Origin of the sequence: Tistrella sp. (assembly GCF_002684955.1) — a bacterium.
GTDB lineage: Bacteria > Pseudomonadota > Alphaproteobacteria > Tistrellales > Tistrellaceae > Tistrella > Tistrella mobilis.
In genome coordinates, this window is the sequence record NZ_NYWI01000083.1 from 12,181 (window position 1) to 37,381 (window position 25,201).

The 25,201-nt window shown below is 68.3% G+C and carries 27 protein-coding genes; 15 read left to right on the top strand and 12 right to left on the bottom strand.

Annotation, left to right across the window (positions count from 1 at the left end; all coding sequences use genetic code 11):
• Positions 1-19 precede the first annotated feature (19 nt).
• From CMO28_RS27705 to CMO28_RS27730, 6 genes are all read left to right on the top strand, one after another.
• Entirely contained in the window at positions 20-1,639 is a 1,620-nt protein-coding gene (locus tag CMO28_RS27705; RefSeq protein ID WP_296720187.1) for an ABC transporter substrate-binding protein, read from the top strand.
• Positions 1,640-1,879: 240 nt separating this feature from the next.
• Positions 1,880-2,902 (top strand): ABC transporter permease, encoded by a 1,023-nt coding sequence (locus CMO28_RS27710; RefSeq protein ID WP_296720190.1) that lies wholly within the window; start codon positions 1,880-1,882, stop codon positions 2,900-2,902.
• Positions 2,899-3,795, top strand: a complete 897-nt coding sequence (locus CMO28_RS27715) for an ABC transporter permease (RefSeq protein ID WP_296720195.1) — start codon at positions 2,899-2,901, stop codon at positions 3,793-3,795. Before CMO28_RS27710 ends, CMO28_RS27715 begins: the two co-directional genes overlap by 4 nt.
• Positions 3,792-4,604, top strand: coding sequence for an ABC transporter ATP-binding protein (locus tag CMO28_RS27720; RefSeq protein WP_296720197.1), 813 nt, complete (start codon positions 3,792-3,794; stop codon positions 4,602-4,604). The genes CMO28_RS27715 and CMO28_RS27720 overlap by 4 nt, the downstream gene beginning before the upstream one ends.
• Positions 4,601-5,587 carry an oligopeptide/dipeptide ABC transporter ATP-binding protein gene (locus CMO28_RS27725; RefSeq protein WP_296720200.1) on the top strand — a complete coding sequence of 329 codons (987 nt, stop codon included), beginning with the start codon at positions 4,601-4,603 and terminating at the stop codon, positions 5,585-5,587. The genes CMO28_RS27720 and CMO28_RS27725 overlap by 4 nt, the downstream gene beginning before the upstream one ends.
• A 62-nt stretch (positions 5,588-5,649) precedes the next feature.
• Positions 5,650-6,504, top strand: a complete 855-nt coding sequence (locus CMO28_RS27730; protein WP_296720205.1) for a GNAT family N-acetyltransferase — start codon at positions 5,650-5,652, stop codon at positions 6,502-6,504.
• A gap of 86 nt (positions 6,505-6,590) precedes the next feature.
• On the opposite strand, the gene CMO28_RS27735 is transcribed toward CMO28_RS27730, so the two are convergent.
• Positions 6,591-7,157 carry a DUF4142 domain-containing protein gene (locus CMO28_RS27735; protein WP_296720208.1) on the bottom strand — a complete coding sequence of 189 codons (567 nt, stop codon included), beginning with the start codon at positions 7,155-7,157 and terminating at the stop codon, positions 6,591-6,593.
• Positions 7,158-7,300: 143 nt separating this feature from the next.
• On the opposite strand from CMO28_RS27735, the gene CMO28_RS27740 reads away from it, so the two are divergent.
• Entirely contained in the window at positions 7,301-8,161 is an 861-nt protein-coding gene (locus CMO28_RS27740; protein WP_296720211.1) for a TIGR02587 family membrane protein, read from the top strand.
• A 16-nt stretch (positions 8,162-8,177) separates the two neighbouring features.
• Positions 8,178-8,585 (top strand): hypothetical protein, encoded by a 408-nt coding sequence (locus CMO28_RS27745; protein ID WP_296720212.1) that lies wholly within the window; start codon positions 8,178-8,180, stop codon positions 8,583-8,585.
• On the opposite strand, the gene CMO28_RS27750 is transcribed toward CMO28_RS27745, so the two are convergent.
• The 4 genes from CMO28_RS27750 to egtB form a co-directional block, all read right to left on the bottom strand.
• Entirely contained in the window at positions 8,570-8,995 is a 426-nt protein-coding gene (locus CMO28_RS27750) for a type II toxin-antitoxin system VapC family toxin (RefSeq protein ID WP_014747117.1), read from the bottom strand. The genes CMO28_RS27745 and CMO28_RS27750 overlap by 16 nt on opposite strands.
• Positions 8,992-9,258 carry an AbrB/MazE/SpoVT family DNA-binding domain-containing protein gene (locus CMO28_RS27755; protein ID WP_014747116.1) on the bottom strand — a complete coding sequence of 89 codons (267 nt, stop codon included), beginning with the start codon at positions 9,256-9,258 and terminating at the stop codon, positions 8,992-8,994. The genes CMO28_RS27750 and CMO28_RS27755 overlap by 4 nt, the downstream gene beginning before the upstream one ends.
• A gap of 113 nt (positions 9,259-9,371) precedes the next feature.
• Positions 9,372-10,373, bottom strand: a complete 1,002-nt coding sequence (gene egtD / locus CMO28_RS27760; protein ID WP_296720218.1) for an L-histidine N(alpha)-methyltransferase — start codon at positions 10,371-10,373, stop codon at positions 9,372-9,374.
• Between the two features lie 45 nt (positions 10,374-10,418).
• Positions 10,419-11,759, bottom strand: a complete 1,341-nt coding sequence (gene egtB / locus CMO28_RS27765) for an ergothioneine biosynthesis protein EgtB (protein WP_296720221.1) — start codon at positions 11,757-11,759, stop codon at positions 10,419-10,421.
• Between the two features lie 187 nt (positions 11,760-11,946).
• Between egtB and CMO28_RS27770 the strand changes: the two genes are divergently transcribed.
• The 3 genes from CMO28_RS27770 (at position 11,947) to CMO28_RS27780 (ending at position 13,555) form a co-directional block, all read left to right on the top strand.
• Positions 11,947-12,246, top strand: a complete 300-nt coding sequence (locus CMO28_RS27770) for a hypothetical protein (RefSeq protein ID WP_296720223.1) — start codon at positions 11,947-11,949, stop codon at positions 12,244-12,246.
• A gap of 72 nt (positions 12,247-12,318) precedes the next feature.
• A complete protein-coding gene (locus CMO28_RS27775; RefSeq protein ID WP_296720227.1) occupies positions 12,319-13,089 on the top strand; it encodes a lipid-binding SYLF domain-containing protein in 771 nt (256 codons plus the stop codon).
• Between the two features lie 196 nt (positions 13,090-13,285).
• Positions 13,286-13,555, top strand: a complete 270-nt coding sequence (locus CMO28_RS27780; protein WP_296720231.1) for a hypothetical protein — start codon at positions 13,286-13,288, stop codon at positions 13,553-13,555.
• Positions 13,556-13,631: 76 nt separating this feature from the next.
• Here CMO28_RS27780 and CMO28_RS27785 read toward each other — a convergent pair whose 3' ends face one another.
• Positions 13,632-14,492 carry an inositol monophosphatase family protein gene (locus tag CMO28_RS27785; protein WP_296720233.1) on the bottom strand — a complete coding sequence of 287 codons (861 nt, stop codon included), beginning with the start codon at positions 14,490-14,492 and terminating at the stop codon, positions 13,632-13,634.
• Positions 14,493-14,664: 172 nt separating this feature from the next.
• Here CMO28_RS27785 and CMO28_RS27790 point away from each other — a divergent pair, with 172 nt between their 5' ends.
• Positions 14,665-16,899, top strand: coding sequence for a putative bifunctional diguanylate cyclase/phosphodiesterase (locus CMO28_RS27790; RefSeq protein WP_296720236.1), 2,235 nt, complete (start codon positions 14,665-14,667; stop codon positions 16,897-16,899).
• Here the strand turns inward: CMO28_RS27790 and CMO28_RS27795 are convergent.
• Positions 16,856-17,485, bottom strand: a complete 630-nt coding sequence (locus CMO28_RS27795) for an exopolysaccharide biosynthesis protein (RefSeq protein WP_296720239.1) — start codon at positions 17,483-17,485, stop codon at positions 16,856-16,858. The two genes, CMO28_RS27790 and CMO28_RS27795, sit on opposite strands and share 44 nt — an antisense overlap.
• A 221-nt stretch (positions 17,486-17,706) precedes the next feature.
• Here CMO28_RS27795 and CMO28_RS27800 point away from each other — a divergent pair, with 221 nt between their 5' ends.
• Together CMO28_RS27800 and CMO28_RS27805 are read left to right on the top strand one after the other, a co-directional pair.
• Positions 17,707-17,967: a CBS domain-containing protein gene (locus CMO28_RS27800; protein ID WP_296720241.1), complete on the top strand. Its 261-nt coding sequence runs from the start codon at positions 17,707-17,709 to the stop codon at positions 17,965-17,967.
• 138 nt (positions 17,968-18,105) lie between these two features.
• Positions 18,106-20,226, top strand: coding sequence for a catalase (locus CMO28_RS27805; protein ID WP_296720245.1), 2,121 nt, complete (start codon positions 18,106-18,108; stop codon positions 20,224-20,226).
• Positions 20,227-20,234: 8 nt separating this feature from the next.
• Here CMO28_RS27805 and CMO28_RS27810 read toward each other — a convergent pair whose 3' ends face one another.
• Genes CMO28_RS27810 through CMO28_RS27830 form a run of 5 tightly spaced genes read right to left on the bottom strand, consistent with a single transcriptional unit; the run spans position 20,235 to position 24,375 of the window.
• Positions 20,235-21,065, bottom strand: a complete 831-nt coding sequence (locus tag CMO28_RS27810; RefSeq protein ID WP_296720247.1) for a hypothetical protein — start codon at positions 21,063-21,065, stop codon at positions 20,235-20,237.
• Positions 21,062-22,249 (bottom strand): toll/interleukin-1 receptor domain-containing protein, encoded by a 1,188-nt coding sequence (locus tag CMO28_RS27815; protein WP_296720251.1) that lies wholly within the window; start codon positions 22,247-22,249, stop codon positions 21,062-21,064. The genes CMO28_RS27810 and CMO28_RS27815 overlap by 4 nt, the downstream gene beginning before the upstream one ends.
• Positions 22,250-22,261: 12 nt before the next feature.
• Positions 22,262-22,429, bottom strand: a complete 168-nt coding sequence (locus CMO28_RS27820) for a hypothetical protein (protein WP_296720254.1) — start codon at positions 22,427-22,429, stop codon at positions 22,262-22,264.
• A 21-nt stretch (positions 22,430-22,450) separates the two neighbouring features.
• Positions 22,451-23,641, bottom strand: coding sequence for a toll/interleukin-1 receptor domain-containing protein (locus tag CMO28_RS27825; protein WP_296720257.1), 1,191 nt, complete (start codon positions 23,639-23,641; stop codon positions 22,451-22,453).
• Between the two features lie 56 nt (positions 23,642-23,697).
• The gene (locus CMO28_RS27830; protein WP_296720259.1) at positions 23,698-24,375 is read right to left on the bottom strand and encodes a TetR family transcriptional regulator; all 678 of its coding nucleotides are present in this window, start codon (positions 24,373-24,375) and stop codon (positions 23,698-23,700) included.
• Positions 24,376-24,519: 144 nt separating this feature from the next.
• On the opposite strand from CMO28_RS27830, the gene CMO28_RS27835 reads away from it, so the two are divergent.
• A complete protein-coding gene (locus CMO28_RS27835) occupies positions 24,520-25,191 on the top strand; it encodes an O-methyltransferase (protein ID WP_296720260.1) in 672 nt (223 codons plus the stop codon).
• The last annotated feature ends 10 nt before the right edge of the window (positions 25,192-25,201 follow it).

The following is a 25,201-nucleotide window of genomic DNA, read 5'->3' on the forward strand; positions in this document are numbered from 1 at the left end:
ACAAGGGAGGCCCGATAAGATGGATCGGCGTGATTTTCTGAAGACCGGCGGTCTGGCCGGGCTGTTCCTGTCGGTGGGCGGCGTGTCGCTGCCGATCGGCCGGGCCTTTGCGCGCGAAGGGGACGACATCACCCTGCGCGTGCTGGCCGAGGACGGGCCGAATTCGCGCGATCCCCATGGCGACGGCGTCAACCGCGCGGCGCTGGGCACCTTCACCAACATCTACGACCGGCTGGTGAATTTCGACCGGATCGAGGTGGCGCCCGGGCTCTACCGCTATGACTATCTGAAGTTCAAGGGCGAGCTGGCCGAAAGCTGGGAGGTGCTGGAAGACGGTCGGGTGCTGGTCTTCCATCTGCGGCCCGATGCCACCTTCCACGACGGCAAGCCGGTGACGGCCGAGGATGTCCGCTGGTCGCTGGAACGCGGCATCAACCTGCCGGCCTCCAAGCGCCAGCTGTCCACCGGCTCGATCACCTCGGCCGATCAGTTCGAGGTGGTGGACGCCCATACCTTCCGGATGCGGTTCGAAAAGGCCGACCGCTACACCATGCCCAATCTGGCGCTGACCTTCGCCTCGGTGATCAATGCCGAGGCGGTGAAGGCCAATGCCACCGCCGAAGATCCCTGGGGCAAGGAATGGCTGCGCAACAATGCGGCCGGCGGCGGCGCCTACAAGGTCGCCAACTGGACCGCCGGCCAGCAGGTGATCTATGACCGCTTCGACGACTGGAAGAGCGGTGATCTGCCCCGCATCCGCCGCGCCGTGGTGCAGGTGGTGCCGGCCGCACCGGCCCGCGTCGCGGCTGTCACCAAGGGCGATGCCGATGTGGCGCTGCAGCTGCCGCCCAAGGATGTGGCGGCGATCGATGCCGACCCCAAGGTCGACCTGATTTCGCTGCCGGTGACCAACAGCTTCCGCTTCGTCGCCTTCAACACCCAGACCGCCCCCTTCGACGATGTCCGGGTGCGCCAGGCGATCGCCTTCGCGCTGCCCTATGACGCCATGTTCCAGGGCGCGATCTTCGGCCGCGGCACGCCGCTTTACGGCGCAGCCACCGACCAGCCCGAAACCTCGTCCTTCCCGCAGCCCTATCCTTACGCCACCGATCTGGACCGCGCCCGCGCCCTTCTGGCCGAGGCGGGGCATGAGGGCGGCTTCGAGACCAGCTTCTCGTACAATGTCGCCGATGCGATCACCGCCGATCCGATCGCGCTGCTGGTTCAGGAACAGCTGGGCCGGATCGGCATCAAGGTGGTGATCGAAAAGGTGCCGGCGGCGCAGTGGGGCACGCTTCTGACCGAAAAGAAGGTGCCGTTCTACGTCGAGGGCTCGTCGGCCTGGTTCAACGACCCGGATTATTTCTTCCGGATCTTCTTCCAGGGCGACTGGCGCTGGAATTTCGGCGCCTTCAAGAACGAGGAACTGGGGGCCCTGGTCGAAAAGGCCCGCTGGGAAACCGACAAGGACGCCTATGACGATCTGATGCGCCAGGCGATCCGGATCGTGTTCCGCGAGCTGCCGATCATGCCGCTCTGGCTGCCCGCTTTCGACGCGGCGCTGAAGCCGGGGGTGACCGACTTCACCTATTACATCCACGGCCAGGTGGATTTCCGGCCGCTGGACCGCAAGGCGTAAGGCAGCCTGCAGAACCGGGGCGGGGAGCGGGCAGAAGAAGGTGGATCCCCGCCTTCGCGGGGATGACGGTATAAATGCGGACATGAGGGTGCAGAGCATGGAGACGGTGGCGAGGTATTGACGGCGCCCGTCCGGTCAGAAAGAAAATTCCGGTCAGAAAGAAAATCCCGTCATCCCCGCGCAGGCGGGGATCCACCTTTGCTTCCGCGTGTCGACCGCCCAGCCAACGGAGACCCCGCCTTGCCCGCCATCCTCGGCTTCATCGGCCGGCGCTGTCTCGCCACCCTGCCGGTTCTGGCGGGGGCGGTGGTGTTCACCTTCGTGGTGATGCGCCTGCTGCCGGCCGATCCGGCCGCCTTCCTTGCCTCGGGCCCCGGCATGGGGCAGGCGGAGATCGAGGCCATCCGGGTGTCGATGGGGCTGGATCGCAGCATTCCCGAACAGCTGGCGATCTATGCGGGCGATGTGCTGCGGGGCGATCTGGGCCGGTCCTATACCACGGGCGAGGCGGTGGTCGACGACCTGGCCGCCCGGCTGCCGGCCTCTCTGGAGCTGACGGTGACCGCCTTCCTGCTGGCGATCCTGGTGGCGCTGCCCCTGGGCGTGGTTGCCGCCACCCGGCCGGGATCGGCGATCGACCATCTCTGCCGGGCGATCGCCGCCGCCGGCACCTCTCTGCCCACCTTCGTGGCCGGGCTGCTGCTGATCCATGTGTTCTATTCCGAACTCGGCTGGGCACCGGAGCCGGTGGGGCGGATGGATGTGATGCTGATCCCGCCGCCGGTGGTGACCGGATCGCTGGTCATCGATGCGCTGCTGGCCGGCGATACCGAGGTTCTGGGGTCGGTGCTGGGGCGCATGGTGCTGCCCTGCCTGACGATGACCGCCTTTGCGGTGGCACCGCTGGCCCGCATCACCCGCGGTGCCATGATCCAGGTGCTTTCGGCCGATTTCGTCACCGCCGCCCGCGCCGCCGGCCTGCCGCGGCGCATGGTGCTGACCCGCGCGCTGCGCAATGCCGCGGTGCCGGTGGTCACCACGCTCGGCATGGTGTTCTCGTACATGCTGGGCGCCAATGTGCTGGTCGAAAAGGTCTTCGCCTGGCCGGGTATCGGTTCCTATGCGCTGGATGCGCTGATGAACGCCGATTACGCGCCGGTGCAGGGCTTCGTGCTGCTGGTGGCCATCGCCTTCACCCTGGTCAATCTGGCGATCGATCTGCTCTACGGGCTGATCGATCCCCGGGTGGGGCGGATCGGATGACCGCGGAACGCCATCTGGGCGGCCCGCCGCCGGCCGGCGGGACGGGCGGTGTTGCGGGCGGCCTTTCCCGGCTCGTCCGGCTGATGCGCGCCAACCCGCCGGGCTTTCTGGCGCTGGGGGTGGTGGTTCTGCTGCTGGCCGCCGCCGTCGCCGGCCCGGCGCTGGTGCCCTATGACCCGCTCGCCACCGACGTCACCCGCGGGCTGGAGCCGCCTTCGGCCGATCATTGGTTCGGCACCGACCAGCTGGGCCGCGACATCTTCAGCCGGGTGATCGCCGCCACCCGGCTTGATCTCGCGATCGCCTTTTCGGCAGTGGCGATGTCGTGCATCGCCGGCACGCTGACCGGCGCCGTCTCGGGGCTGCGCGGCGGCCGGCTCGACCGCTGGATCGGGCGGCTGGTCGATGTCGCCATGGCCTTCCCGCTGTTTGTGGTCGCCATGGCGCTGGTCGCGGCGCTGGGCAACACGGTCGCCAACATCGTCTGGGCGACGGCGATCATCAACCTGCCCTTCTATATCCGCTTCGCCCGCGCCGGCATCGCCGGGCTGAAAGATGCCGCCTGGGTGCAGGCGGCGCGGCTGGGCGGCCATGGCGAGGCCCGGCTGCTGGTCGAGGTGCTGCTGCCGGCGCTGCTGCCGGTGCTGGCGATTCAGGTCTCGCTCAATCTGGGCTGGGCGATCCTGAACGCCGCCGGCCTGTCCTTCATCGGCCTGGGCGTGCGGCCGCCGGCGCCCGAATGGGGCATTCTGGCGGCCGAGGGCGCCCAGTTCATCATGACCGGGCAATGGTGGGTCGCGACCTTCCCGGGGCTGGCGCTGATGCTTGCGGTCTTCGCCTTCAACCTGGCGGGCGATGCGCTGCGCGACCTGCTCGACCCGAGGCGCCGATGACCGCGCCGCTGCTGCGGGTCGACGGCCTGAAGGTCGGCTTCAAGGGGGCGGCCCCGGCGCTCGACGGCATCTCCTTCGATCTGGGCGCGGGGGAGACGCTGGCGCTGGTGGGCGAAAGCGGCTCCGGCAAATCGGTGACGGCGCTGTCGATCCTGGGCCTGCTGCCGCCGGCCGCCACCATTCTGGGCGGCCGGATCCTGTTCGACGGGGCCGATCTGGTGGCGGGTGGCGAGGCGGCCGTGGCGCCGCTGCGCGGCCGGGCGATGTCGATGGTGTTCCAGAACCCGCGCCGGGCGCTGGACCCGCTGCGCCGGGTGGGCGATGCCATCGGTGATGTGGTGGGGGTGCATGCCGGGCGGCGGCTGACGCGTGCCGATCGCGCTGCCCGGGTGCAGGCGCTGCTGGCCGCGGTCGGCATCCCCGATCCCGTGCGCCGGGCGCGGGCCTTTCCCCATGAACTTTCGGGCGGCATGTGCCAGCGGGTGATGATCGCGATCGCATTGGCCGGCAGCCCCCGGCTGCTGATCGCCGACGAGCCGACCACGGGGCTGGACGTCACCACCCAGGCGGTGATCCTGGACCTGATCGGCGATCTGGCGGACGCGCGCGGCATGGCCACGATCCTGATCACCCATGATCTGGCGGTGGCGGCGGAACGCGCCCATCGGATCGTGGTGATGCGCCGCGGCCGGGTGGTGGAACAGGCCCCGACCGCGCGGCTGTTCCAGGCCCCGGCCGACCCCTACACAAAGGCGCTGATCCGCGCGACCCCGGGGCCCGACAGCCGGATCGGGGATCTGGTGCGATGACGGCGCTGCTGAATGTTCAGGGGCTGCACCGCCGCTTTCGGGTGGCGGCCGCAGCCGACCGCCCGGCCGGCTGGCTGCAGGCGGTGGATGATGTGTCGCTGACGCTGGGCCGGGGGGAGGCGCTGGGGCTGGTGGGGGAAAGCGGCTGCGGCAAGTCGACGCTCGCCGGGCTGGTCGCCCGGCTGGCCGATCCCGATCGGGGCCGCATCCTGTTCGACGGCGAGGATCTGGCCCGGCTGCCGGCGCGGCGCGCGGCCCATGCCCCCTGGCGGCGGCGGATCCAGATGGTGTTTCAGGACCCGGGCGAAAGCCTGGACCCGCGGCTGACCGCGATCCAGGCGGTGATGCGGCCGCTCCGCCGGCTGAACGGGCTGAAAGGGGCGGCGGCCGAAACCGCGGCCCGGCAGGCGCTGGACCGGGTGCATCTGCCGCGCAGCCTGCACGACCGGTTGCCGCATCAGCTTTCGGGCGGGCAGCTTGCGCGGGTCGGCATTGCCCGGGCGATCGCGCCCGGCCCCGATCTGCTGATCCTGGACGAGCCGACCTCGGCGCTCGACGTCTCGATCCAGGCGGTGATCCTGAACCTGCTGCACGATCTGCGCGCCGAGCTGGGCCTCGCCTGCCTGTTCGTCAGCCACGACCTGAATGTGGTGCGGCTGGTCACCGACCGGGTGGCGGTGATGTATCTGGGCCGGCTGATCGAAACCGGCCCGACCGCCAGGGTGTTCGATGCCCCGGCCCACCCCTATACCGCCGGGCTGATCGCCGCCATCCCGCGGATCCCGGCGCCCGGCGCACCCCCGCCCCCGCGCCGCCGGCTGGCGGGGGAACCGGCAAGCCCGATCGACCCCGCCCCGCAGCGCTGCCGCTTCGAGGGCCGCTGCCCCCGCGCCGCCGCCATCTGCCGGGAACGGATGCCGCAGCTGGCGGGGGAGGGTGCCCGTCAGGTCGCCTGTCATTTACCCCTGACCGATCCTGTGTGACCATCAATGTCACGAGCAGCCTAAGCTGCCATCGGGACGGATGCGACACGGAGGGCACAGGTATGCAGACCAGGACGATGCCGGAGATCAGGCCGATGCGGCCGGACGAGATCGGGCTGGCGCTGGACTGGGCGGCGGCCGAGGGCTGGAATCCCGGTCTCCACGATGCCGCCCCCTTCGCGGCCGAAGACCCCGAAGGCTTTCTGATCGGCCATCTGGACGGCGCCCCGGTCGCCGTCATCTCCGGCGTGCGCTACGGCGCGGAGTTCGCCTTTCTGGGCTTTTACATCGTCCGCCCCGACATGCGCGGCCGCGGCTATGGGCTGGCGATCTGGCAGGCGCTGATGGCCAGGCTTCAGGGCCGTCTGGTCGGGCTGGACGGGGTGGTGGCGCAGCAGGACAATTATCGCCGCTCGGGCTTCGTGCCGGCCCATCGCAATATCCGCCATGAAGGCCGCGCGACGCTGGCCGGGCCGGTGCATCCGGCGATCGTGACCCCCGGTGCGGCCGAGCGCGCGGCCCTGCCGGCCTGGGACCGCCGCTTCTTCGCCGCCCCGCGTGCGGGGTTCCTCTCGGCCTGGATCACCCAGCCCGGCACGGTGCTGCGCAGCTATGTGGCAGAGGGCCGCCTGCAGGGCTATGGCGTGATCCGCCCCTGCCGCACCGGCTTCAAGATCGGCCCGCTTTTCGCCGAGCGCCCGGCCGTTGCCGAGGCGCTGTTCCAGGCGCTGACCGCCGCGGTGCCGGCGGGGGCGCCGGTCTTCCTCGATACCCCGGCGGTCACGCCCGAGGCGCTGGCGCTGGCCGGCCGTCACGGCATGACCCCGGTCTTCGAAACTGCGCGCATGTATACGGGCCCCGCCCCCGAGATCGCCATCGACCGCACCTACGGCATCACCAGTTTCGAGCTGGGCTGAGGGGTCCTGTCTCGGCCGGCCGACTTCACAGATCTGGTGCAGACAGGGGTCGGGCTCGTCCTCCGAATGGAAGATGGCGGGCGCGGTCACGGGCCCATCCCGTCGGCAATGTCGCGGATGTGCTCCAGATGCCGTTCCACGGTGTCGGCGATCTCCGCCGCGGTCTCGCGCAGTTCCCCGTTCTCGCCCGCTTCGGCATAGCCCCGATGCAGCTGCAGCGCCGCTTCATGGGCCTCGATCCGGGTCGCGACATACATCCGGTCGAAGCCCGGGACCTGCTGTTCGTTCAGATCTTCCAGGATCTTCATCCGCCGGTCGTCGAGCCGCGCCGGCAGCTGCACCGACAGGCCCATATCGGCCAGCGTTTCCTTCATCTTTTCGGTGGCGGCCGTGTGGTCCAGCACCATGCGGCCGGCAAAGGCGCGGATGTCGTCGTTCTGCGTCTTGTTGCGGGCAAGCCTGGCGGCCTCGATCTCGAAGATGTCGGACAGCGCCGCCTCTTCGGTATAGGCGGCGGTGGAACTGGCCGGGACGGTCATGTTGGCGCCGGCGGCGATGCCGCTGCCGATCAGCACGGCACCGGCCGCCGTGGCGAACAGCCGGGCGGCGAGCACGGCATTGATGGTCGTGGTCCGGATCGGCCGGGGGATCATCGGGGCGTCTCCTCTCGGGCTGCGCGGTATGGAGCTGCAATCCCGGCCCGAGGGCTATGTTCCGCCGACGGATCAGCAGAATTCCGCGGAACCCGGACGGGCCCTGGCGGATTTCCATCGGGGCATCATCATCGGGAGAGGCCATGTCGGGACAAGGTGAGGGGTCGGGACAGGGTGAGGGGCGACGATCGCCGCGGCGGGATCTGATCATCGGGCTGGGCCGTGCCGCGGCGGGGGCCCTGCTGTTCGCCCTGCCGATCCTGATGACCATGGAAACCTGGCAGCTGGGCGTGACGGTGCCGGCCTCCCGGCTGCTTCTGCTGCTGGTGCTCACTTTGCCGCTGCTGGTCGGGCTGTCGCGGATCGGCGGCTTCCGCCGGACCTCCAGCCTGGCCCAGGACATGGCCGATGCCGCGATCGCGATCGGTATCGCCGCTGTGGTCGCGGCCGGGGTGCTCGGCATCTTCGGCGTGATCTCGGACGCGATGCCGGCCTCGGAAGTGCTGGGCAAGCTCGCGATCCAGATCACCCCCGGGGCGGTGGGCGCGCTGTTCGGCCGCGCCCAGCTCGGCGCCTCGAACCACGAGGATGCCGGGCGGGAAGAGGTGGAGGAAAGCTATGCCGGAGAGCTGTTCGTGATGATGGCCGGCGCGCTCTTCCTGTCGCTCAACATCGCGCCGACCGAAGAGGTGGTGCTGATCGCCTGGCGCATGTCGCTCTGGCAGCAGCTGGGGCTTCTGGCGGTCAGCCTGATCGTGATGCATGCCCTGGTCTACCAGCTGGAATTCATCGGCGGCCATGGCCCCCGCACGGAAGACGGCTTCTGGAGCCTGTTCCTGCGCTTCACGGTCACCGGCTATGTGCTGGTCGCCCTGGTCAGTCTTTACGTGCTCTGGACCATCGGCCGGCTGGACGGCACCGGCGCGGTGGACATGGCTGGCCTTGTGATCGTGCTGTCTTTCCCCGGCGCCGTGGGCGCCGCAGCTGCCAGAATCATCGTGTGATGAGGATATTCGTGTGATGGGGACGCGGATGGACGACGCGGGGGGCGGCGACAGGACCGACCCGCTGGAATGGATCATCGCCTCGGTCGCGGCGGCGGCCCTGGTGGCGCTGGCCGCATGGCTGGGCTATCTGGCCCTGACCGAACCCGCAGGCACGCCGGCCCTGGCGGTCCGCCCCACGGCGGTGCAGCAGGCCGGGGCGGGCTGGGTCGTCACCTTCGAGGCCAGCAACACCGGCCCGCGCACGGCATCCGAGGTCGAGATCGAGGGCGAGATCCTGGCCCATGGCCACGTCCTCGCCCGCGGCCGCACCCGCATCGACTATCTGCCCGCCCGCTCCACCCGCAAGGGCGGCATCCTGTTCGACCGCGATCCGACCGGGGCGGCGCTGCGGATGCGGGCGGTTGGCTATGCGGATCCGTGAGGGGGGTCGCGCTGGCTGAGCAACCGTACGGATTCCCCCTGCTTCGACAGCAGGGCCGCTGCTTTTCGATCGAAAGAGACAAAGGTCTCGCCGCCCAGCCATTTGCCTTCATGGGCGATGATGCCGTCTGCGAAATCGCCGCCCGCGTCCAGCAGCGCAAGTCCCGCCTCTACCGCCGGCCTGTTCACAACGACAGTGTCGGTATTCAGCAGCGCCCGAATGGCGACGGCCACATCTTCTTTCGGCAGTTTGGCGCCCTGCCGCAGGATCCACACCAGTTCGCACAGGCACGGCAGTGGGACGGCGATCAACGTCGCCTGCTTCAGCAGGTCACGTGCCATGCGGCATTGTGCTTCGTCGTCCTGCAGGATCGCACGCGCCAGCACATTGGTATCAGCGATGACCTTCATGCGCCGCCAGACGTGCCGGCCCAGCCGGCCGCCGCGATGTCGTTCATCTCATCAATGGTCAGCGGCTTCTGCAGCGACACCTTGCCGTCCAGGGCATGAAAGAAGCCCTCAATGTTGCCGGCCGGGCGCGCCGCCCGCAGCCGGACCTCGCCATTGGGGAGCTTTTCGACGTCAACCCGTTCGCCCGGTTTGACCCCCAGATGCTGCAACAGATCCTGCTTCAGCGTGACCTGACCTTCAGCTGTGACCCCAAGTGATGCCATCACGACCTCCATCGCTCCACAGCTCTCAAATGTCATAGCGATGCGGCCGACCATCAAGTGCTTGATGTCGGGTGTCCGATGTCGTAGCGCGTCGGGTCGTCGATCCTGCCGGCCTAATGACTCTGCACCAGCTCATGCACGCTGAAATCCCGCGCTGCATCCATCCAGCAGGCCCGGCTGCGCCAGCCGGCGCGGCGGGCGAGGCGGGCGAAGGATTCGGGCGTGTATTTGTGGCTGTTCTCGGTGTGGATGGTCTCGCCCGCCCGGAAGCGGATCGGGCGGCCGGCGACGCTGACCACCTGGTCGGTCAGGCTTTCCAGATGCATTTCGATCCGGCAGAGGCCGGCATTCCAGCGCACCCGGTGGGCGAAGGCGGTGGGGTCGAAATCGGCGCGGGCCTCGCGGTTCAGGCGGGCCAGCAGGTTCAGGTTGAAGGCGGCGGTCACGCCCTCGGGGTCGTCATAGGCGGCGAGCAGGCGGTCTTCGTCCTTGACGAGGTCCACGCCCACGATCAGCCGGCCGTCGCGCCCCAGCAGGCAGGCGGCGCGGCGCAGGAAGGCCACCGCCTCTTCGGGCGCCAGATTGCCGATGGTCGAGCCGGGGAAGAAGCCGAGCCGCAGGCCGGGCAGGGCGGTGACCGCATCGGGCAGATCCAGGGCGGCGGTGAAATCGGCGACCAGCGGGGCGACCAGAAGGCCCGGATGGTCGCGGGCGATCGCGGCCGTCGCCCGTTCCAGATGGCCGGCCGAAACATCGATCGGCACCCAGGCCGCCGGGCGGTCCAGCGCATCCAGCACCAGCCGGGTCTTGACCGAGGATCCGGCGCCGTAATCGACCAGCACCGCCCCCGATCCCGCATGGGTCGCGATCTCGGGCGCCCTGCGGCGCAGGATCGCGGTTTCGGCCCGGGCGGGGTAATAGGCGTCGAGCCGGGTGATGCGGTCGAAGAGCGCCGAGCCGCGATCGTCGTAGAACAGCGCCGGCGGCAGGCATTTCGGGGTCCGGGTCAGGCCGCGCAGCGCCTGGATCTCGATATCCGACGGGTCGGTGGCGGCGGCCGCGGCCCGGGCGTGCGGGCCGGCGGCGGTGATGCCGCCGGTGGGGCTGGCTGACATGGGAAGAGGCCTCCTTTAAGGGGAAGATCAGGTTTAAGGGGGAGATCAGGCGTCGGCGGCAAGCCGCAGGCCGGCGAAGGCCCAGCGCTGATGCGGGTAGAAGAAGTTCCGATAACCGGGCCGGACATGGCCGCCGGGGGTGACGCAGCTTCCGCCGCGCAGCACCATCTGATTGGCCATGAACTTGCCATTGTATTCACCGATCGCCCCGTCCGCGGGGCGGAAGCCCGGATAGGGGCCATAGGCGCTGGCGGTCCATTCCCAGACGTCGCCATAGAGCTGAACCGGCCCGCCGCTCTGTCGGGGGTCGGCCGGCTGCGGGTGCAGCACGCCGCGCGGCAGCAGGTTGCCCTCGACGCTTTGCCCGGCGGCCGCCACCTCCCATTCGGCTTCGGTGGGCAGGCGCGCGCCCGAGAAGCGGGCGAAGGCATCGGCCTCGTAATGGCTGATGTGGACCACCGGTGCGGCGGGATCGATCGGCATCGGGCCGCGCAGGGTCATCTGCCACCAGGGGCCGTCCGGTTCCGGCCGGAACCAGTGCAGCGGCGCCTGCCAGGCTTCGGCCTCGGCGCGGGCGATGCCGTCGGACAGCCAGAATTCGGCGCGGGCATAGCCGTCCTCGGCCATGAACTCCAGCCAGTCGGCATTGGTCACCGGCCGGTCGGCCAGGCGATAGGGCTGCAACAGCACCTGGTGACGCGGGCCTTCATTGTCGAAACAGAAACCCGCGGCCGGGTCGTGGCCGATCTGATGAATGCCGCCCGGATGATCGGTCCAGCTGGCGGGGCGGGGGGTGTCGGTGATGGCCGCGACCGGTGCCGTGCCGCCGTCGCCGGGCAGATAGGCGGGCTGCAACGGGTTCTGCGCGAACAGGTGCAGCACATCCATAAGGAGCAATTCCTGGTGCTGCTGCTCGTGATGGATGCCGAGTTCGACCAGCGGCATCACCCGGGCGAGCGCATCCGGCCCGGCGGAGGCCATGAGGTCGAGCACGCCCTGCGTGACGCTGGCCCGCCAGTCCAGCACGCGGGCGAGCGGCGGGCGGGTCAGCAGCCCGCGGGCGGCGCGGGGATGGCGGCTGCCCAGGCCGACATAATAGGAATTGAACAGGTGGTCATAGACCGGGTCGACCGGGGTCCAGCCCGGCAGCCAGGGCAGCAGCACCAGGCGTTCGAAGAACCAGGTGGTGTGGCCCAGATGCCATTTGGTCGGGCTGCAATCGGGCATCGACTGCACGACCTGATCCTCGGGATCGAGCGGCGCCGCCAGGGCTTCGGTCTGGTGCCGGATGGCGGCGAAGTCGGTGGCGAGGCGGGTGAGGGCGGCAAGCCGGGCTGCATCGGCCATGGGCTTGCGATCGGTCGGCGGAACGGTGCCGTCATACATGGGGGGCGGTCTCCCGGTCTGATGGTCCGGGACGTCAACCGCGCGCGGCCTGATGCGGTTCCGGAAGAAGGCGGGCCGGCCCGTCGCGGGACCGGACCTTTATGGAACCCAAACCGCATGGTCGCCGTTGAGAGGGCGAACCGCACCTTGCGGGGTGCGATCAGGACCCTATCGACCGGAGGCCTTCATGACCGACGACCGCACGGCCACCAACCGTCTTCAGGAGGATCTGGCCGCGCTGAAGCGCCAGGTCCACCAGCTGGCCGACCGCCTGAGCCATGCCGCCCACGAGACCTCGGCGCCCGAAACGCTGCGCGCCGCCCGCCACCGTGCCGCGGCGCTCGGCGCCGATGCCCGGCGGGCCACGCGGGAGCATCCGATGACCACCGGGCTGATCGTGGCCGGGGTGATCGGGCTTGCCGCCTGTTACCTGGCCTGCCGCAACGGCGACGACGATCCGGGCGACGGCCGGCGCCACTGGTACTGATCGGCGGCGATGCCGCCCCAAAAACCTTCTTATTTATCCAAATTGCCCATGTCCCCCGAAGGAGACCGCTCCATGCGTAAGTTCGCCCTGCTGACGGCCACCATGCTCGTGACCGGCGGCCTCGCCGCCCCCGCTTTCTCTGCCGCCGCCCCCACCACCGACGAGACGCGCAACGTGGCACAGGCCCCGGCGAACCAGGCCCCTGCCGTGCGCGACAATGACCGCGAGGACCCCGAAGACATCGCCGAGGACCGGCAGGAAGCGCAGGAGATCATCGCCGAGGCCACCAGGGTCGCGAACCAGATGGCCTCCGACGGCCAGGCGCGGGCCGCGCTCGACAAGGCGGAAGGCGTGTTCATCGTGCCCGATTTCGCCCAGGGTGCGCTGATCATCGGCGCCGGCGGCGGTGCCGGCGTGTTCCTGGCCCGCACCGCGGACGGCTGGGGCAATCCGGCCTTTTACGAGATGGGCGGGTTGAGCTTCGGCGCCCAGGCCGGCGGCGAGTCGGGCCCGATGGCCTTCATGCTGATGACCGACAAGGCCGTTCAGGGCTTCCGCAACGACGATGATTTCACGCTGAGCGCCGAGGCAGGCTACACCTTTGGCGAGGCCAGGGACGGTGCCGCCGCCACCACCGACAACACCGCCAAGGATGTGGTGGTGTGGTCGGGCACCGAGGGCGCCTTCGCCGGTGCCACCGTGTCGGTGGGCGACATCTCGTATGACGAGGATCGCACGGCGGCCTATTACGGCGCCGCCAGCCGCCCCGATCAGGTGCTGGACGGCCCCGCCAACAACGAGCATGGCGGCGAGCTGCGCGCCGCGCTCGGCACCCGCGGGTAAGGCATCCGACCAGTCCTGCCGACCGGCCGGCCCCTCCCCCGGAACCATTCCCCCGCGGGCCGGCCGCGACGGCCCAGACAAACGCCCCGGCATCTTTGCCGGGGCGTTTTTGGTTGGGGGTCGACGCAGGCCGACAGCCTGATCTATTCTGAGGTGTGTTCCGTTCCGTGGTGACGGGCGGCCTGGAGGCGATGAGATGATCGATCCGCATGCGCCCGACGAGATGCCGTCGGCCGACGGGCTTGCTGAGGCCGATTTCGCCGGGTCCTGCATCACCGGCGTCGAGGCGTGGCGCCACGCCCTTCGTCACGAGACCCTTCATCACGACACCCTGGCAGCCTGGGAGGAGTACCGGCGCACAGGACTGCATGTGACGGCGGAGGAAGTCCATCACTGGCTGGCGAGTTGGGGCACGGATCACGAGCGCCCCGCCCCCGTGCCGCACACCGGCCGGGCAACGCCCTAGGGACCCCCGCCATCAGCCGCTGAAAGAGGTGACCTGACCTTTTCTCTCCGGCCGTCCGGATGCCGCCGCGCCCGCGTCAGCGGGCATCGATGGCCTCTTCGGCCATGATGCGGGCGGCTTCGGCACTGGTGCCCAGGATCAGGCCGGCGTTCCAGCGTGCCAGATCGGCGGGGGCGTCGGGGGTGTCGTCGCGGGCGCGGCGGGGGGCGAATTCTGCGAAATCCCGCCAGGCGCCCGGCCGTCCCTCCAGCACCGTGCCGCCGGCTTCCATCACCAGCAGCACGCCGCCGGCGACATCCCAGAGATTGGGCGAATTGAAGGCCGCCGCTTCCAGCAGGCCGGCCGCCACGAAGGCGCATTCGATGGCCGCCGATCCGGTCTTGCGCAGATCCCAGGGGTGGCGGCCGCGGCGGAATTGCGGCACACCGGCCAGGCGGCGATGCACCATCGGGTTGCGGGCAGGCGCAAGCGGCTGGCGGTCGAACTGCAGGCCGCCGCCCCGGCGCGCATGATAGACCCCGGGGCGCAGCGCATGGCTGGTGGCGCACCAGACCGCCGCGGCCACCGGCCGGCCCCGTTCCAGCACGCCGATCGAGCAGGCGAAAAGCGGGAAGCCGTTGACGAAATTGGAGGTGCCGTCGATCGGATCGATCGCCCAGACCACGCTGTGATCGCGGCCGGGGCGGTGGTCGAATTCTTCGCCGATCACGTCGTGTTCCGGGAAGCGCCCGGCCAGGCGCTCGCGGATCGCGCGCTCCACCGCCTCGTCGACATCCGAGACCGGGTTCCGCCAAGTGCGGTCGTCTTCGGCGCCGGTCTTGTAGCGCACCGACAGCAGAGAACCCAGCCGCGAGACGATGTCCGCCCCCGCCCGTTCGGCCAGCTCTACCGCCAGCATCTCGATCTCGTGAAGCGCGTCGGGGGTGAGCGTGGTCACGGCGGGTCTCCGTCTCGTCGATCGCAACCGGGCCCGGCATGGGCGGTTCCATGACGATATGGGGTGCCGTCACCGGCGACAAGCAGCCGGAGAGGGCTTCGGTGATTGTTAACATGGTTCTGCTACACTCCATGGCATTGCCGCTGGCAGACAGCATCAGAGCAGGACCACGATGAAGACACCGTCCGAGCCCACCCCTGTCCTCTCGTCTGAAGACGAGGCGGATCGTCTCTCGGCGCTGGCGGAATATCATCTGGTCGACACCCCGCCCGAAGAGGAATTCGATCGTCTGGTGGGGCTGGCCTCGCGGCTGTTCGACGTGCCGATCGTGCTGGTCTCGCTGGTGGCCGGGGACCGGCAGTTCTTCAAGGCACGGCTGGGGCTGGATGTCTGCGAGACCAGCCGCGAGGTGTCGTTCTGCGCCCATGCGATCCTGGCCGATGATGTCTTCGTCATCCCCGATGCCCGGCAGGATCCGCGATTCATGAGCAATCCGCTGGTGCTGGGGCAACCCTTCATCCGCTTCTATGCCGGCAAGCCGCTCGTCACCCCCGCCGGCCGGCGGATCGGCACGCTGTGCCTGATCGATACCCGGCCGCGGCATGATTTCAGCGCCGCCGACCGGTGCAATCTGACCGATATCGCCAGCCTGGTGATGGAGCGGATGGAGATCCGCCGTCTCAGCCATGCCCGCCTGGCCGATCAGGCGCGGTTCGAGAACATCGCCGCCACCTCTCCCGATGCGATCCTCTGTCTGACCGGCGATGGCCGGATCAGCTTCTGGAATGCGGCGGCCGAACGGCTGTTCGGCTACACCGCCGCCGAGGCCACCGGGCAGGGCGTCGGCATGCTGGTGCCGGAAAACTGGCGGACCCTCTGCCAGCGGGCGGTGAAACGTCTGCAATGGCGCAGCCTGCCGGCGAGCGGCCGGACGATCGAACTGCCGGTGGCCGATCGGGACGGCCGGGCCATCCCTGCCGACATCTCGGTGTCGACCTGGACCGAAGCCGGCACCGTCGGCATCGGCCTGATCATCCGCGACGTCACCGGACGGCGCAGCAGCGAGGAGCGCCTGTTCCGGCTGGCCTATTTCGACCCGTTGACCGGGCTGCCCAATCGCGGTGCCTGGTACCACCGCATGACCGACGTACTGGCCGCCGGCCGGCCGGTCACGCTGATGGTCGTCGACCTTGCCGGCTTCAAGGAGATCAACGAGGCCTTCGGCACGTCGACCGGCGATCTGGTGCTGAAATCCGTGGCCGCCCGGCTGCGGGCCTTCGGCCGGGAACATGCCCCGGATCATATGCTGATGGTGGCGAGGCTCGGTGGCGACGAATTCGTGCTTCTGCTAGCCGGCGATGCGGTCGCCCGGGCGCAGGATCTGGCCCGGGGCGCGGTTGCGGCGCTGGCGGCGCCGCACGATCCGGACGGGCGGAGCTGCACCACGGCCGCCCGGATCGGCCTGGCGATTGGCCCCGATCACGGCGATGCTCCGGATGATCTGCTGGCGGCCGCCAATCTTGCCCTGCATCAGGCGAAGACGGACGAACACGGGCCGGTGGTGATGTTCGACCCGGCCTTCCGCACGGCAGCCGCCCGCCGCCGTGCGCTGGAGCATGAGCTGCGCATCGCCTTCGAGACGGGGCAGTTCGATCTTCATTACCAGCCGCTGATCGCCTGTGACGGTCGGAAGGTGGTCGGTGCCGAGGCCCTGATCCGCTGGAACCACCCGGAACGCGGCCTGCTGGCGCCGGCCGCTTTCCTCGATGTGCTGGCGCAGAAACCCTCGGCCGAGGCGGTGGGGGACTGGATCCTGCGCACCGCCTGCCGCCAGGCGGCGGTCTGGCGCGCCAGCCGGCCCGACTTCCGGATCGCCGTCAACCTGTTCGAGGCCCAGTTCCGCAGCGGCCATCTGCCGGAGCTGGTGCGCGAGGTGCTGGCCGAAACCGGCCTGCCGCCCGCGGCGCTGGAGCTGGAGATCGTGGAGACCATTGCGCTGCGCAACGACCCGCTGACCTTGCAGCTGCTTCATAATCTGCGGGCGCTGGGGGTGGGGCTGGCCTTCGACGATTACGGCACCGGCTTCGCCTCGCTCAGCCTGTTGAAGCGCTTCCCGGTCACCCGGCTGAAGATCGATCGCAGCTTCGTCCGCGACATCACCACCGATGCCGAGGATGCGGCCGTGGTGCGCGCGGTGCTCTATCTGGGCCGCAGTTTCGGCATGGAGGTGATCGCCGAAGGGGTGGAGACCGAGGCGCAGCTGGAGATGCTGTGCCGCCACGACTGCCACGAGGTCCAGGGCTATCTGTTCGGCCGGCCGGTGCCGGTCTCCGTCTTTACGGAAAGCTTCGTCACCGGCGGCGTCACAGAAGCTGCGTCCCCACCAGCACGAAGCCGCCGAGGCTGATTGCGAAAGCGATCAGCGCCAGCACCCCGTCATGGGCGACCAGGGCCAGGCCGAAAGCGGTGATCGCCGCCGCCGGCACGGCGGCCCCCATCGGCACCAGTTCCAGCGGCGGCATGATGGCCGCCAGCGCGACCGCGACCCCGGCGATGACCCGGTTCCAGGGCGTGCGGGTCAGCCAGGTCAGCCGCGGCTTGATCAGCCGGTCGACGAAGCGCGCGACCGGCCGCGACACCCGGATGGATTTGTCCAGCTTGCCCTGATCGGTGCGCAGCCGGCGCAGAAAGCCCGGCAGCCAGAAGCTTTTGCGCCCCAGCAGCAGCTGGCCGGCGATCAGGATCACGATCATCCCGAAAATCGTCGGCACCGAGGGGATGCCGCCCAGCGGCGTCATCACCACCAGCCCCGCCACCAGCAGCAGCGGCCCGAAAGATCGCTGGCCGATGGTGTGCCAGATGTCGTCGACCGACACCTTGCCGTCCTGGTCGTTCCGGCCCGCCTCTCCCAGCCGGTCGAGCAGGTCGTCGAGATTGCCGGGCTCGCCCGAGCCGGGGGTCTGCGCCTTGCGATCCGTCGTCTGGGCTGTCACTGGAAGATCCTTCCTGGCGGTTTGGGCGGGCATGGCGGGCACGTTGCGGATACGGCCCCTCAATCGCCTCTCCGCGCGATCCGTTCCGGAACCATCGCCGCCGGGGCGCGTTGAGCGCCCAGATCCCGACACACCCGGATCCCCGACACACCCTGGCCCGGCCCCCGTCTTTCCGGCCGGGCACCGTGACGGAGTATCGAGACATGCAGGTCCAGGAACTCATGAATCGCAACATCCAGCTCGCCACGCCGAATGAAAGCCTGCGGGCGGTGGCGGAGCGGATGGCGGATTGCGACATCGGCTATATGCCGGTGGGCGAGAACGACCGTCTGGTCGGCGTGCTGTCGCTGGCCGACAGCGCCCTCGGTTATTCGCCGGACTCCACCGGCACCGCGATGACCGGCGTGGTCGTGCCCGGTGGTGCGCACAACCAGAGCCGCGCCGGGCACGGCGCGGCCGGAAATGGCGGCGGCGGGCGCTGAGCCCTGCCCCCGTCGGCGGGCCGCCCGGCCGCTCCGCCCCGCCTCCCCGGCCGGGCCGCCAGCCTTCTGACGTCAGCCTTGATCTCTTCTCTCAGCCAGCCCCGGATCGCCTGATCCCGCCAGCGGAGCCCCGAGCAGATGGCCAATACCACCGATCCCGCCGCCCGCACGCCCGTGAAGATCCACGACCAGGAGGCGCTGCGCGGCCCTGGCGGGGAATTGCACCAGACCGCCGGCGGCGATACGCCGGTGCTCACCACCTCGCACGGCATGCCGGTCGCCGATGATCAGTCCTCGCTGAAGATCGGCCCGCGCGGGCCGACCCTGATGGAGGATGTGCATTTCCGCGACAAGATCTTCCATTTCGATCACGAGCGGATCCCGGAACGGGTGGTGCATGCCCGCGGCATGGGCGCGCACGGCTTCTTCGAGGCCTATGAATCGCTCACCGACATCACCACCGCCGATCCGTTTCAGGAAGCGGGACGGCGCACCGAGGCCTTCGTGCGCTTTTCCACGGTCGCCGGCAATAAGGGCTCGTTCGATCTGGCGCGCGATGTGCGCGGCTTTGCGGTCAAGCTTTATACCGGGGCCGGCAACTGGGACATCGTCGGCAACAACATCCCGGTCTTCTTCATTCAGGACGCGATCAAATTCCCCGACCTGATCCACGCCGCCAAGCAGGAACCCGATCGCGGCTTCCCCCAGGCGCAGACGGCCCATGACAATTTCTGGGACTTCATCTCGCTGACGCCCGAGAGCATGCACATGGTCATGTGGATCATGTCGGACCGGGCGATTCCGCGCGCCTTCCGCTTCATGGAAGGCTTCGGCGTGCACAGCTTCCGCTTCGTGAATGCCGATGGAAAATCGACCTTCGTGAAGTTCCACTGGAAGCCCAAACTCGGCATGCAGTCGGTGGTGTGGAACGAGGCGGTGAAGATCAACGGCGCCGATCCGGATTTCCACCGCCGCGATCTCTGGGATGCGATCACCAGGGGCGACGCGCCGGAATGGGAGCTGGGGCTTCAGCTGTTCGACGAAAGCTTCGCCCAGGCCTTCGATTTCGACATTCTGGATTCGACCAAGATCATCCCCGAGGAAATCGTGCCGGTGCGCCGGGTGGGTCGGCTGGTGCTCGACCGCGTGGTCGACAATTTCTTCGCCGAGACCGAACAGGTCGCCTTCTGCACCCAGAACATCATTCCGGGGGTCGATTTCAGCAACGATCCGCTGCTTCAGGGGCGAAACTTCTCGTATCTCGATACGCAGCTGAAGCGGCTGGGCAGCCCCAATTTCAACGAGATCCCGGTCAACCGGCCGCGCTGCCCGATGCATCACTTCCAGCAGGACGGGCATATGCGCATGGAGGTGCGCAAGGGCCGCGCCAATTACGCGCCCAATTCCTGGAAGGAAGGCCCGCGCGAAGACCCGAAAACCGGCTTCTCCAGCCTGCGGGTCACCGAGCACGAGCCCGACAAGCTGCGCATGCGGCCGGAAAGCTTCGCCGATCATTACAGCCAGGCGCGGCAGTTCTACATCAGCCAGACGCCCGAGGAACGCACCCATATGGCGACTGCGCTGGTCTTCGAGCTGAGCAAGGTGGAACGCCCCGATATCCGCCTGCGCATGCTGTCGCATCTTCAGAACGTGCACGAGGATCTGGCAGATGCCGTGGCGGCGGGGCTGGGCGTGCGCGACATGCCCGACCCGGCCCCGGCGGCGAAGCCGACCCGCACCGACCTGCCGCCCTCGCCGGCGCTGTCGATCGTGCTGAACGGCCCGAACAGCTTCCGCGGCCGCAAGCTCGGCGTGCTGCTGACCGACGGCGCCGATGCCGATCTTTATGCCGCGCTTGAAAAGGCGGTCTCGGCCGAAGGCGCGATGATCGAGGTGATCGCCCCCGAAATCGCTGGCGTCACCCTCAGCGACGGCATGCTTGTGCCGGCGGCCCAGAAGATCGACGGCGGCCCCTCGGTGCTCTACGACGCGGTGGCCATCCTCACTTCGGCCAAAGGCGCCGACCGGCTGAAAACCCACCCGGCCGCGCTCGACTTCATCGGCGATGCCTGGGCCCACCGCAAATTCATCGCCTGGGCCCCCGACGCCGACGCGCTGATGACCGAAGCGGGCGTGGCCCCGCCCAAACGCGATGCCGGCTTCGCGAAACTGGCCACCCCCTCGGACGCCCCCGCCTTCCTGAAGACCTGCCGTGACCTGCGTTTCTGGGCGCGGGAGAAGGTGATTGCGGCGGTGTGAGGGGCGGCCTAGTCAGCCTGCGCGGGCCGCTGCAGACGCAGCAGGCCGCGCAGGATCAACGCGATCGCCTGATCGACGTGGACGGTGCGGGCGAGGGGGCGATTCTCGTCCGCCGTCAGCCCGTTCTTTTGCAGGTCGGGCAGTCCAAAGCCCTGGAACAGCGCCGCTTCCGGCCAGCCGGGCGGGGTGGCCCCGGGGATGTTCAGCGCGCCCAGCATTATCGCGACGTCCCGTGCGCAGCCGCCGAAACCGCCCATCACATAGAGCGGCTGCCCCGCCTCGAGCGCCGCGAGCGCTTCCTCGGCAATGCCGGGCATCCGCCCCTTGAAGCCTTGCACACGCCCGCCCAGCACGATGCGGGCATGGCTGGCAGCGGTTAGCCGTCGGCGCATGGCGGTGAGGGCGACGGCCCAGTCGTCTGCGCTGAACGACGTCGGCCGCGGGGCATCGAGCGCGTCCAGCGGAATGTCGCCTCCGTCCCGATCGAGAACGTGCAGGGTTGCCATCCCGCGAAGATCGCTGACCAGACGGCGCAGATCTTCAGGCGGGATCGACGCAGCCACCGGCCATGCCAGGAAATTGAGGATCGCCGGGCGCTGGTCTCCGATATCGGCGTCACGCCTGTGCCGCGCGACAAGTTCGAACAGCAGCTCGGTGAAGCCGTTGACGCGCAAATCGCCGCCATAGACCAGACGCGCGCCCATCGCAAGCAGATGGCGGGCGATCTCGGTCATTGCATCCCGCAGATGTTCCGGGGCAAGACCCAGCCCCGCCATATCCGGGCTGTCGGACACGGAAATGGCAATCGCGCACTGGCTGAGCGGCTCCCGATAGCTCATCGGGTCGCCTCTCTTTCGGCAATCCATTCCGTCATGCTGCGCAGGCGCACGGTGGGGGCCACCTCTTCAAACAGCCTCTGTTCCTCGGTCCCCAATGGCGGGTCCGGATAGACCAGCGTTGCCACATCCGCAGCCTTGCGATCAAGCCCCACCAGCGAAATCAGTTCAGGCAGGCGCGGCAGAAAGCGGACGTTCGCCTCCGCCGCATCGGCGACGAGTGCCACCTTGCAGCGCCACAGGAAATCCTTCAGCACTTCGTCGAGAAGCCGGCCGATGACGTCGTCGATCCGGTCCGCCCGCACCGGATCCATCCGCACCACCGGCACATTGCCCATATAGGGAAAGCCCCGCTCATCGCCATCGGCGATGCAGTTGGCGACGACGAGTGGCACGCTGGCCCGTTTGGCTTCGAGAATCTCCCGCCGGCACCATTCGCGCGATGAAAAGCTGTCGGTGTGGACGGCGATCACGGCGCCGGTGCGGATCTGGCTGGCGATGACGCTGTGGAAGGGCAGTGAGGCCGGTATGTCTTGCACATCGAAGAAGCTCGCCAGCCCGCCGTGATCGAACAGGGCCTGACGGATCAGCCGGGCGATCCGTTCCCCGTCATCATCCCGTTTGGAATGGCTGATGAACACCTCCACCTTTTTGAGGTAGCACAGCAACGCGTCATCCGGGGTGGTCTGATTACGGAGGTGTTCCAGATAGGTGCGCGACATGCGCGCAAATCCATAGGTCAAGTCCGAGACCAGCCGCCGCATTCGGGCTTTCGGTTCCATCTTGTCCCAGCGATCCCACCGAATGGCCTGTTCGGCCATGCCCAGCTGGGTGAACGTGCCATCGATGGCGATCGGGAAGACCCGGCTCCCCAGTCCATGGGCATCGGCACAGCGGGCGGTTTCCTCCAGCCATGTGCGATAGGCATTATCTGCCCCAAAATGCGCATCGTAGAGCACCACAACGGCGGCCGTCTCCCCCTCCTCGAAATCGATCGGCAACGGTGCCGTGCCATCGCCCATCGGCTCGGAGCGATAGATCACGCTCAAACCCGTCCCGCCTGCGACATTCTTGAACACGTCGCGGCGATAGTGGTCGTAGAGCGCTTTCGCCATCACCCGCCCGCCTTCGAAGTCCGGATGCCAGACGATGTAGACGATCAGGAAAGGACGGGTCGGGAGTGACATGCAGGGGCCCTTCTATCCATTCCGTTGTTTGAGGGGGCGGGTGTTGACGATCAGCTGTTTGTCCCGAGCGTTCGCCGCCTCAATCATGTACTGGCAGGCCGCGGCATTTGCCGTAATCTGCGCCCAGGTTCCATAAACCGCATAACCGAGGTTCACATTGTCTGCGAGCCGATCTGGCATGCAGGCGGCCCTCCAGGCTGATCAAAGACTTCGCACGTAGCGTAGCAATTCGTCGCCCATGAACACCTCTGACGGATCATAGGGGGCGCCTTCACCTAGGACTTCGTCACTCTCGACGATGCGTGCCGAAATAAGGTAGGCCATCGCTGGATTGAACCGCCGAGCGGGCCAGCCGAGGGACTGAGCGACTGTGGCGCAATTTGTGGAGTTGCTGTTGAGGTTGACGAGGTATCTTGCCAGGTCACGAGCGTCTTGCTCTGGATCCCACTCCATGAACTCCACGTCGAAAATGCTGAACAGGTCTGCCTCTGGAGAGATTGTTTCTCCCCCTATATACTCGTCCCGTCTGAGCAAGCCTGCGCCAACCAAGTCAAGCACACCGATGCGCACGTCAGACATTGGAAGCTGCGTCTTTTTTTGAATCACCTCATAATCTGCTTCCGGGTCCATTGCCCGTCCATGCTTGCTCTCACGCACGAAATACTCCGCAACAACACGCGCCGCCATCGACCAGCCGGAACCCGGCTTATGCGCTTGGACATAGGCAGGCGCGGCGCCCAGCGGCGGCCGCTTGCTGACGCCGTAGATCTCGGCGGCGAGCGCGTCCAGACCTTCATCCCCCGGCACGTATTCCGGGGTGAGCCTGGTGCGCAGAAGGGGCGTCAGCGCATCGAGCGGTAGATTGTGGCGCAGGCCGGCGAAGTGCGCCCTGCCTTCCACGGCATGCATCAACCCAGCATCGATCTCCTGGTTGACCCAACGCTTCTTGATGGAGGTTGGGGTCAGCAGAACCACGAAATGGGTGCAATCTTCGAGGCCCTGGTCCATCTTCTGCCGCAGGCTGTCACCTGCGCGGATCTCCCAGCTGTCGTACCAAACCTCGATCCCCCGCGCCGTCAAGCCCCGGGCCAGCTGTTCGGCCACGGCCTTGTCTTCGGTGGCATGGGCCAGATAGACCTGTCGCTCGGGCCGTGCCGGTTCGTCCATGTCGCGCACCTCTCCTGCATCAAGGCCCAGCCTCTCCCGCACCGCCCGCATGTAGGCCGGCGAGCCGCGAGTGAAGATCGACCAGTGCCCGTCGCCGGTCTTGCGCAGAAAGACGGTGCCGTGCTTGCCCGTATCCGGATCGACGACGGATGCGGCCTTGGCGTGGAGCTGCTGCGCGCGCTTGGCCAGAGCCTTTCCTGCGAGGTCCGTGAATCTGGTCGCCATGCCTGGTGCCTCCGCACAGCCGAGCACCGGCCGCGTCTCCCCTGACGGATACCCGCCTAGGTAGATTTTAGACGCAGTGTGGGGTGAGTGTCACCTGTTGGCTGCGTCGTGCCACCACCCCCCAACCCCCCCACCAGCATCTCCCCCAACCCCCCCCCGAACGCCGCGATTTCCGCGTCGGATCGTGGGGTTTCCGAATAGTCCTGTCCCACCGATTTCAGGGTGCGCAGGATCAGCTCGCCGATCAGGGCGCGGCGGGCGTCGTCGGCGTCGGGGAGGGCTTCGCGCATGAAGGCGGCGAGGGTGTCGTGGATCCAGGCGCGGGCGGCGCGGGCCTCCGGCACGTCGCGGTAGAGCGGGGCGGCGTCGTCGAGTGCGCGGCGGATGGCGGCCTCTTCGCATTCCGAGCGGAGGAAGGTGGTTGCCAGATCGCGCAGCCGGTCGGCGGGCGTGCGGGTGGTGTCGGCCAGGATCGCATGCATCTGGCGGCCGGTCCGCTGCCATTCATCGCTTTGCAGGCGGAACAGGATCGCCGCCTTGTTGGGGAAATACTGGTAGAGCGAGCCCACGGCCACGCCCGCCCGTTCCGCCACCCGTGCGGTGGTGAAACGCTGCGCGCCCTCGGTCGTCAGAACCTGAACCGCCGCTTCCAGGATTGCCGCCACCAGCCCTTCGGACCGGGCCTGCTGCGGGCGCTTTCGCAAGGAAATCCGCGGGGTTGGGTCAGGGGGCATCAGGGGCTCCGCCAATGCGATTAGCGTGAATGCGACGATCTCGTCATATTCTTAGGGCGAGGCGGCGCCCCTCTCAATCCGAAATCACCGAGACCCGAAACCCCCGAGACCTGAAATCTCTGTGTCCGAGAGGGATGTTGCCCCATGTCCACCCTGACCACGGCGCCCGTGGCGCCGCTGCTCGACCGCCTGTTCACCGAGGCCGCCGCGGCGGAAATCCCGCCGGCCCTGGCCCGGCTCTCTGCCGAAGAGCGCGATCGGCTGATGCGCAGCCGAAGCCTCTATCGCGATCTCTATCATGGTCTGGCCGAGGTCGCGCTGCCGGTCTCGCCCACAACCGGGCGTCTGCTTTACATGCTTGCATACAGCCTGAAGGCGCAGACGATCGTCGAATTCGGCACCTCCTTCGGCATCTCGACCCTGCATCTGGCGGCGGCGCTGCGTGATACGGCCGGTGCGGATGGTGCGGGCCGGATCATCACCACTGAATTCGAGCCCGCCAAGGCCGCCCGTGCGCGCGACAACCTGCGGGCCGCCGGCCTTGCCGATCTGGTCGAGCTGCGCGAGGGCGATGCGCTGGAAACGCTGGCCCGCGATCTGCCGCCCGTGATCGATCTGGTGCTGCTCGACGGCGCCAAGGTGCTCTATGCCGAGATCCTGGCGCTGATCGAGCCGCATCTCCGCCCCGGCGCCCTGGTGGTGGCCGACAATGCCGAACACGCCCCCGACTATCTGGCCCGGATCCGTGACCCGGCCAATGGCTGGCTGTCGGTGCCCTTTGGCGGCGATGTCGAACTGTCGATGCGGCTTGGCTGACCATCGGCGG